Consider the following 12,376-nt stretch of genomic DNA (forward strand, 5'->3'; position numbering starts at 1 on the left):
TATATTCTGCACTAAGAACATCTACCACTTTTTCGTAATCCTCCACTGTGTACAGAAGTGGATTTCCAATACGGATATCTTTGAATTGCGGTTCCATGTTTTCGATTTCACGACGCAACGCTTCCATCTCTATCCCTTCGATTATATTGCTTGATTGCACTATAATATGCGTATACCCTTCTTTTTTTAATGATAATAATACTTCGGTGGGCGTTTGTTTGATTATGCTCTTTTGTTTCAGTCGGTTAATTACAATCCGGGAAGTGTAAGCCTCACGAATAGTAACATCAGGAAACGCTGATTTCATTTTATTATTTATCACTTCGATTGTACGTTTTCTGGTAAGATCGTGTGTAGTACCGAAATGAACAATCAACAATGCAGCTTTGTCTCCTTGCTGCATTGTTTCAAACAAATTTGATTCTTCAAAATTATCCCCGTTGCTTGCCTTACATACTAAGCTTATTAATAGGGCAAGGCATATGAATGTATATTTCATTACTTACGAAATTTAAGAAGTAAACTTATATAGAAAGTTCGACCGGGCGACAGAGTGGCATAATTACTGTTGTAAGGCCGGTCGTCACGATAATTAAAAATGTTTTCGATCCCGATACCGGGCTCAAGTATAAAGTTTGCTAGGTGGTTGAATGTATGTCGTGTAGATAGATTCCATAACTGATAACCTGGTGCATTTCCATACGTGCCGGTTTCAAATCGTTTACTTTGAAGTCTGCCTGCAAGATTGACATTTAATGTGTAAAAGCCCCATACTTTGTTCCAATTGCTGTTTATACTTCCGGAATGCTTTATACTACGAGGTAAACGCGAATCCGTATTCGTGTCTTTTGCATCCGCATAACTGTACGAACCACCCATTGATACACCATATCCCAGATAGCTGTTTATTGAAATATCGACTCCTTTTACTCGTGCTTTATCAACATTCTGGTATTCCATACGTTTGGTTATACTGTTGGCAATGTCTGTTTCGGTAAGGGCAACTTGTTTACTGGTGATAAGATTGTCTAAATTGTTAATGTAGGCAGTCGCAGAAATCGAGAACAGCCTGCTCATGAATTCTCCGTTTATTGCATAATAATTACTTTTTTCGGGCTTAAGGTTAATGTTTCCGGCACTCAGCGTTCCGTTTTTCTCTTTGTTGTAATAGAGTTCTTCCAACGAAGGAGCTCTGAATCCACTGGAGTAGGTTGCTCTGAAATTAAATGCTCCGGGTGAATACATAAGTGACAGCTTGGGAGTAAATCTGTTCTTGAATGTTTCATGGTAAATATATCTCAACCCAACGATCGCCTGAAAATTCTGTAAGAATTTGATTTCATCTTGTGTATACAAGGCCATCGTGTACGCTTGTTTGTCTCCCGCAAGTGCTTCCGGATTCTTCAGTTTGTCGGTAATGTATTCGGATCCTATTGTGATTTTATTGAAGTCTCCAGCCATGAATACACTTTTTAGATTGGCATTGTAATAGTGTTGGCGTTTACTTAATGCCGATGTTCCATTCTTTATGGTAATATTTCCCTTTTTATCTTTTACATCCTTGATATATTCTTTGGTCCCTTCAAAATTGTCATTGTACAAATCCAGACTGATATAGGATGCATTTCCTAAAAGAAACTTACTTCCAAGTGCCAGGCTATAATCATTGTATGCCAGGTTATAGTCGTATTCTGAGACAGGACGGTCATTCTCTTTATTATACATACTGCCCCGGGCATAGAACGATAGAGCTTTCGTTGCAGAATAGGTGAAGTGCTGGGTCAGAATGTTGGAGTAAAATTTATCAGAAGCTTTCTTGTTTGTTTCAGTCAGCTTCTCGTTTCCCTTTGAGTCGTATGTGATGGCTTGATTGTTTAGCTGCCAGCCATCCGATTGTCGTCTGTTATAGGTTGTAAACGAACCGAATTTTCCGGTGTTGATATCCAGATTGATTGTCTGATCGAATTGATTTTCTTCAGCAAAGCGGGTTTCAGAGGTAACATTGATCAGATTTTTAGGCTGATCGGTAATTATGTTTATGACACCACCCATTGCTTCCGATCCGTAAAGAGATGAAGCTGCTCCTTTCAGTATTTCAATTCGTTTGACATTGCTAAGATTAATACGGGAAAGATCAACATTTCCGGATACATCTCCGGCAAGCTTCTGTCCGTTAATAAGAACCAGGATATGCTTATTCCCCAGACCGTTTAATGTCATATAACTGGCCATAGCCGTGGTGGAAAATGAAAAAGAGGGATTCAGCATGTTTAATGCATCTTTAAAATTTGTGATGCCAGCTCTTTTTAAATCGTTCCCGTTGATTATTTCCACTGGGACAGGGCTGTCTTGTATCCTGCGATGGGTTCCGGTTCCTGTAATTACAACCTGATCCAGATTTATGCCTGAATTTTCCATTTCAATAAGCATGTTCAATTGTGTTCCGTGGATTTTCTTTTCTACAGGAATGTAATTCAGGCAACTGGCCCGAAGTGTGAACGATTCATCGGGAACATTTTTAAGTATAAATTCGCCTTTACTATTGGTTGCGCAACCAATGGTGGTTTGTTCGAGCCGGACGTTAACTCCTTCAATGGGTTTTCCGTTTTTAACGTTAACAACTTTTCCGCTTAGCGTGACTTGCGCTAACGAACAAATTACAACACATCCCCACAACAGGGTTGTTAGTAAACCTTTTCTTTTCATGTTTGAGAAATAATAGTTAATAAATGGCATCCTTTAACCCGAGGATGCGGAATTTATTTATCGACTGGCAGGTTTCCTGACTATGTCCAGAAAGCGACCTTCCCATTTCTCTCGAAACAGTGGTGTGAGCTTGCTTTCTTTTATTACTTTCTACTTTTGAAAGTAAGGACTTTACAGTAGCGGGTACTGTTCCGGATTCAAACCGGATTCCCTTTTATACAAATCGCAGAATGCGATCGTATCACCAAATCAGGGGCAAAGTTAAGATGTTTATTTATATTTGTACAAGAAAATTAAGATTTAATTATTTATGAAACCTCAATTGTTGGTAGGTGCTGCCTCTTCAGGGAGCGGTAAAACTACTTTTACTCTCGGACTACTCAGGGCATTGAAGAATCGGAGTTTGAAGGCACAACCCTTTAAATGTGGCCCCGACTATATTGATACTAAATATCATTTGCTAGCCGCAGGTGAAGAGTCGGTAAATCTTGATTTATTTTTATCCTCTGAATCGCATATCCGAAATTTATATGCTAAATATGGTACCAATTCGGATGTCTGTATTACAGAGGGAGTTATGGGTCTTTATGACGGATACGACGGTATGAAGGGTAGTAGCGCTAAATTGGCAGAGTTGCTTGGAATCCCTGTTGTGTTGATACTGAATGCGAAATCAATGGCTTATTCGGCAGCTCCTGTTTTATTTGGTTATAAACATTTTAATAAAAACTTAAACATTGCAGGAGTTGTCTTTAATCGGGTGTCTTCAGAGACTCATTATGCCTATTTACAACAAGCCTGTAAGGATACAGGGGTTGAGTGTTTGGGCTACATCCCGAACAAAAAAGAGCTTGAAGTTCCTTCCAGACACTTAGGCTTGTCAATTGACAATTCTTTTTGTATGGATGATTTCGCAAACAGAGCGGCAGAGATTATAGAGGAGTTTGTTGATTTGGATCGTTTGCTTAAAATATCAAACATGCCTTTTTGCCTGCCTGATAAGTCTGAGCAGGACGAGTTGGATATTAGAGGTGACATTAAGATTGCAGTTGCTTACGACAATGCTTTTAATTTTATTTACAGAGAAAATCTGGCTCAATTAAAACGGTTGGGAAAAGTTGTCTTTTTTAGTCCTCTTGATGATGCTAAATTACCTTCTGCAGATTTGGTATATCTGCCAGGAGGTTATCCAGAATTATATTTGGACAAGCTGACAGAAAATAAGACAATGCTTCGCTCCATAAAAGCCTTTGCAGAGAATGGAGGTAATCTTTTAGCCGAATGCGGAGGGATGATGTATCTAAGTAAGGTGATTGTTGGCATGGATGGCAACCCTTATTCGATGGTTGGTGTTTTTGACCAGGAAGCTACCATGCAAGATATGAAACTTACCCTTGGTTACCGTACATTTACATATAATGGAATTGAGAATATACGGGGGCATGAATTTCATTATTCCCGGATTAATGATCCTCAAATGGATTCAATATCAGATGTTTCTATATATAATGCGAAGGGATTGAGAACAAAAACAAATTTATTTCGTTATAAGAATACAATAGCAGGTTATACTCATCTATATTGGGGCGAGCTCGATTTGATGAATCTGTGGAACCATAAATGTTAGTTATATGAAGATTTATACAAAAGGAGGCGATAAAGGTCGTACTGGTATTTTTGGCGGCGAGAGGGTGGATAAGGATGATATCAGGATTGAAGCCAATGGCTGCTTGGATGAATTAAATTCAACCATAGGGGTTGTCCGATCGCTTTTGCCGGAAAACCACGAATGGCATTCATTCTTGTTTACTATCCAGGTGGAGCTGATGGTTGCTATGTCTGAAGTTGCTACACCGTCGGCTTTGAGGGATAAAAATCCCAATAAGATAAAGGAGGATATGGATCTTTACTGCGAAAAGGAGATCGATCGGATTACGGCTGCCATTTCTGAAAGTGAATATTTTATTCTTCCCGGAGGTACACCGGTCTCAGCACATTGTCAGCTTGCCCGTACGGTTGCCCGTAGAGCAGAAAGACGGTTGTGGACATTACATAAGCAAGATCCGCTTCCCGAAACTGTACTTCGCTTTGTAAACAGATTATCTGATTTATTTTTTACTATGGCCAGGTATGATATGTATGTGAATGGAAGTGCAGAAGAACGCTGGAAGCTGTTCTTATACAAGAGATAAGTAAATCACAGGGATGTTGGTAGCCTGTCAAGGACACCAATACCCCTGTAAATGTATATTATCAATCGCCTAATGGAGTTTCTATCGTACCACCCCAGTTGGTGCTGACAGGATATAATGTAAATGTATCGTTGCTTAACCGTGATTCGTATAACTTTCCCGAATATCGTACCATTTTATTAATTTCAGGTGTTACGGAAGCAATGTGATAGTCTCTGAGTAATTGCCCGGCGTGGTTTGTCGACTTTATCTTAGCCGACATCGTTTTTCCGGTTTCGGGAATAAATGTGAGCAAGGAATGACTCTGATTTATTTTTCCAATATCTTCAGGAGAAAAAAGATGGGTAAAGGCTGTTGTGTCTGAGGATGCTGTTGCGATTCCGGTCAGTATGTTGAACTTGTCGGGATATCCTGAGAGTTTGATTTCAAATTGCTTGACTCCCGAATGAACACTGTCGGTTGCAAAGAACTCTAGTTTGCCAACTATTCGTTCGAGATTTATATCCTGTATTATTTCTTCCCCAGATCCTATCTCAAGTGTTATTTGCTTATAAAATGTGTCGGTTGTCTCTTGAAATGTAAATGAGTTGTTGTTTAGTGAATCAGTTGCAGAGGAATGTGCAAGCAGACAAATTTTATAGCTCCCCATGGGTAGTTGATCGTAAATGATTCCAAAATCCTGAGAGTCGGTACTACTGTAATGCTGTTTCCTGAAGGGGGCGGTAGTGTTGTCTACCTTATAGACTACATATTCAATTGTGGTGCAGATTGATTCCAATGTGCCTGGTGCAGGTTCGGTAATCTCGTCTGCTTTAGTTTGTGGTTCCGGAATGATTCCCGTTGGATAACCTTTGGTCGCAACGTATGGCAATACCTCTTTGCTTAGTTGGACGCTAAATTGAACAGGATAGGTTTTAGAGTCTGGTTTTTCTTCTTCTATTAAAGGATTGCTGCAGTTGCAGAACAAAATTAAACACGCCAGAATAGAAAATTCTTTTTTACTCATCATAGTTGAGGTTTTAATGGTTAACACTGTTGTTTGATTCGGATTAAAATATTCCGACTTCCAGTCCACAAAGAAAACCTTATTATTTGATATTAAAAATAAATAATGAATAAATAATAGCATCACTCATTTTTTTTCTTAGATTTGTTCCATAACTTTTGTAAAAACCATAGTACGATATTGTTATGAAACAAAAAATTAAAATGGGAATGATAGGCGGAGGCAACGGTTCTTTTATTGGAGCTGTACACCGTATTGCGGCTAATCTGGATGGTCAGATAGACCTGGTGTGTGGATGCTTTAGTGGTACACCCTCTGTTTCTGTCGCTTCCGGACGTAACCTTTTCTTGCCGGAAGACCGGATTTACAATTCTTATCAGGAGATGATCGAAGAGGAAGCCAAGCTTCCGGAAGCTGAACGGATGGATTTCGTTTCTATCGTTACACCCAATCATGTGCATTTCGAACCGGCTATGATGGCCTTGAAGCATGGATTCCATGTTGTACTGGACAAGCCGGTTACCTATACGCTGGAGGAGGCTAAGGCATTACGAGAACAGGTGAAAGTTTCCGGAAAATTATTTGCACTTACACATACCTATACGGGTTACCCCATGGTGAAGGAGGCTCGGACAAGGGTTTTGCGTGGTGATATAGGAAAAGTGCGCCGTGTTTATGTGGAATATCCCCAAGGCTGGTTATATAGTGATTGTGCTGGTGTAAATAAGCAGGCTGCATGGCGGGTAGATCCTAAGCGATCGGGTAAAGCGGGGTGTATGGGTGATATCGGCACACATGCCTTTAATTTAGTTGAATATATTACCGGGCTTAAAGCAATAGAATTATGTGCGGAGCTGAATACGTTTGTTCCCGGACGTTTATTGGATGATGACGGAGCAATGCTGATCAGATACGAAGGGGATGCAAAAGGTGTACTGACTGCATCGCAAATTGCAGTTGGTGAAGAAAACGCGCTAAAAATTCGTATCTACGGAACAAGAGGCGGTTTGGAGTGGTGCCAGGAAGAGCCCAATACCATGTGGATGAAGTGGCCTGATCGTCCGAGAGAAATGATTCGGACATCCAATGGGTATATGTCTGAGATGGCTGCTCATAATTCGCGTACCCCGGGTGGTCATCCTGAGGGATACATTGAGGCTTTTGCAAATATTTACAGAAATTTTGCTCTAACGTTGCAGGCAATGAAAGAGGGAAAAGAACCTTCTTCCTTATGTCTGGATTTCCCTTCTGTGCAGGAAGGAGTGAGGGGGATGCAGTTTATTGAAACTGTAGTAGCTTCCAGTAACAGTGATAAGAAATGGGTAATAATGGTTGATTAAATATTATATAGTATGGCTAGACCGGTTACGTTATATACTTTGCAATGGGGGGATTTGCCTTTGCAGACAGTTTGTGAGAAGGCTAAGGCTTTTGGTTACGATGGATTGGAATTGGGGCTGCCCGATCATTTGGATGTTCGTCGATCTGACAAAGAATATTATATACAGATTAAAGATTTGTTATCGTCTTATGGAATGCAATTACACACGATTTCCACCCATCTGATCGGTCAGGCTGTGTGCGATCGGATTGATGAGCGCCATAAAAGTATTCTGCCCGATTATATCTGGGGTGATGGTGACCCGGAAGGTGTTAGTCAGAGAGCAGCCGAAGAGCTCATTCGTACGGCTCATGCCGCCAAAGCCCTGGGTGTTGATACGGTGGTAGGTTTTACCGGAAGTTCCATCTGGCATTATTTGTATTCGTTTCCTCCGGTAACGGAAGAGATGGTGAATGAGGGATATGCCGATTTTGCACGAAGATTTACTCCTATATTAGATGCTTATCAGGAGTTAGGGGTTCGTTTTGCATTGGAAGTACATCCTACTGAAATAGCTTTCGATACGGTTACCGCGAAAAGAGCGTTGGAAGCTGTTAATTATCACCCTTCGTTCGGATTCAACTATGATCCAAGTCATTTAGGTTATCAGGGGGTTGATTATGTTGATTTCATATATCAGTTCCCGGAAAGAATTTTCCATGTGCACATGAAAGATGTTTACTGGAGTGACACTCCTAAGCAGGTGGGTGTTTTTGGTGGTTATGTAACCTTTGGAGATCCCCGCCGTTTTTGGAACTTCAGAAGTTTGGGAAGAGGAAAAATTAAATTTGAGGAGATTATCCGGGCACTTAATCATATTGGATATTCCGGTCCGCTTTCTGTGGAGTGGGAAGACAGTGCCATGGATAGGGAACAAGGAGCAGAAGAATCGTGCCGTTTAGTGAAGCACTTTGACTTTATGCCTTCGTCAAGAGCGTTTGATGCAGGTTTTGAAAAGAAATAAGTGAATAAATAGTACAGTTGATATTTGATGAGCCCGGACTGATAATAAAAAGTCTGGGCTATCTTGTTGTATCTCCCTATATTATGATTAACTTTGCAGCCTAAAATAGAAAGAAATAAATAAACGCATGAAAAAGATTAGAGCAGCCATTGTGGGATATGGCAATATTGGAAAATATGTTTTAGAGGCTTTGGAAGCTGCACCCGATTTTGAGGTTGCAGGCGTTGTTCGTCGTAATCCATCAGAGGTTCCGGTCGAGCTTAAGGAATATAAGGTGGTTAGTAAAATCACCGAACTTGAAAAGGTAGATGTTGCTGTGCTTTGTACCCCAACCCGTAGCGTAGAATCTTATGCGAAGGAAATTCTTTCATTGGGTATCAATACGGTGGACAGCTACGATATTCATGGAGGAATTGTTGCTCTGCGCCGCTCTCTGAATGCTGTAGCAAAAGCTCACAATGCTGTATCTGTGATTTCTGCAGGATGGGATCCGGGAAGCGACTCGGTTGTTCGTGCGCTACTTGAGGCGATGGTGCCTAAAGGTATTACATATACGAACTTTGGCCCAGGTATGAGTATGGGACATACTGTTGCAGTAAAAGCCATTGAAGGTGTAAAGGCCGCATTAAGTATGACTATTCCAACAGGAACCGGTATTCACCGCAGAATGGTATATATTGAAGTTAAAGAGGGATATGATTTTGCTAAGGTTGCTGCAGCAATTAAAGCCGACGAATATTTTGCACACGACGAGACACATGTAATGCAGGTGGAATGTGTGGATAATTTGCTGGATATGGGTCATGGTGTTCAGCTTACGCGTAAAGGTGTATCTGGAAAAACGCAGAATCAGTTGATCGATTTCAATATGAAAATCAACAATCCTGCGCTTACTGCTCAGATTTTAGTATCTGTTGCACGTGCTTCGTTTAAGCAACAGCCGGGTGCCTACACTATGATTGAATTACCGGTGATCGATATGCTTTACGGCGATAAGGAAGATTTAATAAGAAGACTGGTATAATACCAGTCTTCCTTACGGATATAAATATAAATACTATGTTATCATTTATTACCTGGACAGCAGATCCTGCTATCTTTTCCATTGGTTCACGAGAAATACGTTGGTACGGACTGGCTTTTGCATTCGGTTTTCTGATTGGCTACAAGATAGTGGAGCGTATGTGGAAAAACGAAAAACTGGATACTGCGTGGCTGGATCAATTATTGATCTATACCATGATTGGAACGGTGGTTGGAGCTCGTTTAGGTCATTGCCTTTTGTATGCACCTCAGTATTACTTATCCAACCCAATCGAGATATTGAAGATTTGGGAGGGAGGTTTAGCCAGTCATGGAGGTACATTGGGTATTATTATTGCTATCTATTTCTATTCGAAAAAGGTCAGTCATAAAAGTATGATGTGGGCTTTCGATAAGCTTGTGGTACCTACCGGGCTTGTAGCAGCAATGATTCGACTGGGTAATTTAATGAATCACGAGATTTATGGTCATGTAACGGATGTTCCGTGGGGATTCCGTTTTATTGACAACTTGCATCAATGGAAAATGGGAGCTGCCCCAGTGTTTACTGCACCAAGTCATCCAACCCAACTTTATGAGGCGTTGTGTTATCTGATAACATTCGCTCTTTGCATGTGGTTGTACTTCCGAAAAGAGGCTTTCAAGAAGGAAGGTCTTATCTTCGGTATTTTTATGATTTGTGTTTTCGCTTCCCGCTTTTTTATTGAGTTTTTAAAGAATGATCAGGAAGAATTTGAAGCTTCTATGTTGATTAATATGGGACAAGTGCTCAGCATTCCTTTCGTTTTGGCAGGATGCTGGTTCGTTTATCGGGCACTGCAAAAAAAGAATTAAATTATGTATAAACTGACAAGTATTGCGGATAAGGTATATTACGTAGGAGTAAACGACCGTCAGAAGGCCCTCTTTGAGAACCTGTGGCCGCTGCCGTACGGAGTCTCTTATAACTCGTATTTGATAGTAGATGAAAAAACAGTTCTGATAGATACCGTGGATGTATGCTATTCGGATGCTTTTCTTAGAAAAATTGCAGATGCGCTGGAAGGAAAATCGCTGGATTACCTGATTGTGAATCATATGGAGCCCGATCATGCAGGCAGCATCAGACTACTCCGTCAGCAATATCCTGATGTGCAGATTATCGGGAACAAAACCACCTTCGGTATGTTGGAAGGATATCATGGTATTACTACAGGTTTATATGAAGTGAAGGAGGGAGATACTCTATCATTGGGTAAACGCCAGCTGATGTTCGTTATGGCTCCGATGGTCCATTGGCCTGAAGTTATGTTTACGTACGAGACAACGGATAAAATATTATTTTCAGCAGATGCATTCGGTACTTTCGGAGCGCTTTCAGGAGCTGTTATCGATGAGGATATGAATGTTGACAGATTCTGGGATGAGATGGTTCGCTATTATGCCAATATCGTTGGAAAATATGGTAATCCGGTTCAGCGGGCTTTGAAGAAACTAGACACAATTGAAGTAAACACCATTTGTTCTACGCATGGACCTGTTTGGCGGAAACATAAAGACAAAGCAATCGAGATTTATGATAAGTTGAGTCGTTACGAAGGTGAAGATGGCGTTTGTATCATATATGGCAGCATGTACGGAAATACGGAACAGATGGCCGAAGCGATTGCCGCCTCATTGGCTGAGAACGGGGTCAAGAATATTGTAATGCATAATGTATCCAAATCGCATGCATCGAATGTGCTGATGGATGTATTTAAATACAAAGGGTTGATTGTGGGAAGTCCTACATACAGTAATGCCCTTTTTCCCGAAGTAGATTCGATTTTGTCAAAGATTGAAATCCGGGAAGTTAAGAAACGCTGTTTTGGCTATTTTGGTAATTTTACATGGTCTGGTGCCGCTTGTAAAAGATTAGCTGCTTTTGGTGAAAAAATGAACTGGGAATTTATAGGAGCTACCGCCGAAGAGAAGATGAGTCTGAAAGAAGATATGTATGAGCAGTGTATTACATTAGGTAAAGCAATGGCAAACGCATTGAAAGAATCTAAACAATCGATTTAAATATAAAAAACTATGAGATTAATTATTGAGCCTAATTACGATCAATTGTCGAAATGGGCTGCTAACTATGTTGCTTCGCGTATTCAAAAAGCCAATCCAACGGCTGAAAAACCTTTTGTCCTAGGATTGCCAACAGGTTCTTCACCCCTTGGTATGTACAAAAATCTTATTGAATTGAACAAAAAGGGAGTTGTATCTTTCAAGCATGTGATCACATTCAATATGGATGAATACGTAGGATTGCCAAAGGAACATTCGGAAAGTTATCATTCCTTTATGTGGAATAACTTTTTCAGCCATATAGACATCAATCCCGAAAATACAAACCTTTTGAATGGTAATGCTGCCGACTTGGAAGCTGAATGCGCGGCTTATGAAGCTAAGATGAAAGCTGTTGGTGGGGTGGATTTGTTTTTAGGTGGTATCGGCCCTGACGGCCACATCGCATTTAACGAGCCAGGCTCATCTCTGTCGTCTCGTACCCGTATCAAGACTTTGACAACGGATACGATTATTGCTAATTCCAGATTTTTTGACAACGACGTAAATAAAGTTCCCAAGACTGCGGTTACTGTAGGTGTGGGTACTGTTTTAGATGCGAAAGAGGTCTTGATAATGGTGAATGGACACAACAAAGCTCGTGCATTGGCTCAGGTGGTTGAAGGTTCTATCAATCAGATGTGGACTATCACCGCATTGCAGCTTCATCCGAAGGGAATTATCGTTTGCGATGAATCGGCTTGTGCTGAGTTGAAAGTAGGTACCTATAATTACTTTAAAGATATTGAAAAGGATCATCTTTGTCCGGATTCTTTAATATAATTGTTTTAATGATATTGGCAGGCTCCACTTTATTTATTGAATGTGTGGAGTCCTGTTTTTGAGCAAGTACTTGTAAAAAAACATGTACTTGCTTTTTTATTGTTCGCCCAGCACGAACGTATTCTAACGGGTGTAAGTCCCCAACGCGCCCTAACAGCGGGAAGCGTCCAGCCAACGACAAGGGTGTTCATCGCGAGGTGTAATCTGAAGGAAGTCTT

At 40.6% G+C, this 12,376-nt stretch carries 11 protein-coding genes and 1 riboswitch; of the genes, 8 read left to right on the forward strand and 3 right to left on the reverse strand.

The annotated features are described in order from the left end of the window. Positions 1-499, reverse strand: a 499-nt coding sequence (locus AB7E53_RS12100; protein ID WP_446775895.1) for a sirohydrochlorin cobaltochelatase, incomplete at its 3' end; no start/stop codon positions are given. Continuing rightward, positions 499-2,706, reverse strand: a complete 2,208-nt coding sequence (locus AB7E53_RS12105) for a TonB-dependent receptor (RefSeq protein ID WP_446775897.1) — start codon at positions 2,704-2,706, stop codon at positions 499-501. The genes AB7E53_RS12105 and AB7E53_RS12100, both read right to left, overlap by 1 nt. Positions 2,707-2,755: 49 nt before the next feature. Then, positions 2,756-2,970, reverse strand: a riboswitch (cobalamin riboswitch). A 46-nt stretch (positions 2,971-3,016) separates the two neighbouring features. Here AB7E53_RS12105 and AB7E53_RS12110 point away from each other — a divergent pair. Both AB7E53_RS12110 and AB7E53_RS12115 read left to right on the forward strand, forming a co-directional pair. Continuing rightward, the gene (locus AB7E53_RS12110) at positions 3,017-4,333 is read left to right on the forward strand and encodes a cobyrinate a,c-diamide synthase (protein ID WP_446775899.1); all 1,317 of its coding nucleotides are present in this window, start codon (positions 3,017-3,019) and stop codon (positions 4,331-4,333) included. Between the two features lie 4 nt (positions 4,334-4,337). Further along, a complete protein-coding gene (locus tag AB7E53_RS12115; protein ID WP_068182200.1) occupies positions 4,338-4,898 on the forward strand; it encodes a cob(I)yrinic acid a,c-diamide adenosyltransferase in 561 nt (186 codons plus the stop codon). A 61-nt stretch (positions 4,899-4,959) separates the two neighbouring features. On the opposite strand, the gene AB7E53_RS12120 is transcribed toward AB7E53_RS12115, so the two are convergent. Beyond that, positions 4,960-5,907: a hypothetical protein gene (locus AB7E53_RS12120; protein WP_446775901.1), complete on the reverse strand. Its 948-nt coding sequence runs from the start codon at positions 5,905-5,907 to the stop codon at positions 4,960-4,962. Between the two features lie 182 nt (positions 5,908-6,089). Between AB7E53_RS12120 and AB7E53_RS12125 the strand changes: the two genes are divergently transcribed. From AB7E53_RS12125 to nagB, 6 genes are all read left to right on the forward strand, one after another. Further along, positions 6,090-7,244, forward strand: coding sequence for a Gfo/Idh/MocA family protein (locus tag AB7E53_RS12125; RefSeq protein WP_446775903.1), 1,155 nt, complete (start codon positions 6,090-6,092; stop codon positions 7,242-7,244). Between the two features lie 12 nt (positions 7,245-7,256). Further along, positions 7,257-8,249 (forward strand): sugar phosphate isomerase/epimerase family protein, encoded by a 993-nt coding sequence (locus AB7E53_RS12130; protein WP_446775905.1) that lies wholly within the window; start codon positions 7,257-7,259, stop codon positions 8,247-8,249. A gap of 127 nt (positions 8,250-8,376) precedes the next feature. Next, positions 8,377-9,273 carry a diaminopimelate dehydrogenase gene (locus AB7E53_RS12135; protein ID WP_079682559.1) on the forward strand — a complete coding sequence of 299 codons (897 nt, stop codon included), beginning with the start codon at positions 8,377-8,379 and terminating at the stop codon, positions 9,271-9,273. Positions 9,274-9,308: 35 nt separating this feature from the next. Next, the gene (gene lgt / locus AB7E53_RS12140; RefSeq protein WP_079682558.1) at positions 9,309-10,127 is read left to right on the forward strand and encodes a prolipoprotein diacylglyceryl transferase; all 819 of its coding nucleotides are present in this window, start codon (positions 9,309-9,311) and stop codon (positions 10,125-10,127) included. 3 nt (positions 10,128-10,130) lie between these two features. Next, positions 10,131-11,336 carry an FprA family A-type flavoprotein gene (locus AB7E53_RS12145; RefSeq protein ID WP_079682557.1) on the forward strand — a complete coding sequence of 402 codons (1,206 nt, stop codon included), beginning with the start codon at positions 10,131-10,133 and terminating at the stop codon, positions 11,334-11,336. Positions 11,337-11,348: 12 nt separating this feature from the next. Continuing rightward, a complete protein-coding gene (nagB, locus tag AB7E53_RS12150) occupies positions 11,349-12,158 on the forward strand; it encodes a glucosamine-6-phosphate deaminase (RefSeq protein ID WP_068182219.1) in 810 nt (269 codons plus the stop codon). The last annotated feature ends 218 nt before the right edge of the window (positions 12,159-12,376 follow it).

This window comes from Macellibacteroides sp., from assembly GCF_050251695.1.
Classification (GTDB): Bacteria; Bacteroidota; Bacteroidia; order Bacteroidales; family Tannerellaceae; genus Macellibacteroides; species Macellibacteroides fermentans.

Bases quoted from the DNA above. Each gene is read 5' to 3' on its own strand.
- AB7E53_RS12145 (WP_079682557.1), top strand. From the start codon at position 10,131: ATGTATAAACTGACAAGTATTGCGGATAAGGTATATTACGTAGGAGTA.
- AB7E53_RS12135 (WP_079682559.1), top strand. From the start codon at position 8,377: ATGAAAAAGATTAGAGCAGCCATTGTGGGATATGGCAATATTGGAAAA.
- nagB (WP_068182219.1), top strand. From the start codon at position 11,349: ATGAGATTAATTATTGAGCCTAATTACGATCAATTGTCGAAATGGGCT.
- AB7E53_RS12115 (WP_068182200.1), top strand. From the start codon at position 4,338: ATGAAGATTTATACAAAAGGAGGCGATAAAGGTCGTACTGGTATTTTT.
- AB7E53_RS12125 (WP_446775903.1), top strand. From the start codon at position 6,090: ATGAAACAAAAAATTAAAATGGGAATGATAGGCGGAGGCAACGGTTCT.
- lgt (WP_079682558.1), top strand. From the start codon at position 9,309: ATGTTATCATTTATTACCTGGACAGCAGATCCTGCTATCTTTTCCATT.
- AB7E53_RS12120 (WP_446775901.1), bottom strand. From the start codon at position 5,907: ATGATGAGTAAAAAAGAATTTTCTATTCTGGCGTGTTTAATTTTGTTC.
- AB7E53_RS12105 (WP_446775897.1), bottom strand. From the start codon at position 2,706: ATGAAAAGAAAAGGTTTACTAACAACCCTGTTGTGGGGATGTGTTGTA.
- AB7E53_RS12110 (WP_446775899.1), top strand. From the start codon at position 3,017: ATGAAACCTCAATTGTTGGTAGGTGCTGCCTCTTCAGGGAGCGGTAAA.
- AB7E53_RS12130 (WP_446775905.1), top strand. From the start codon at position 7,257: ATGGCTAGACCGGTTACGTTATATACTTTGCAATGGGGGGATTTGCCT.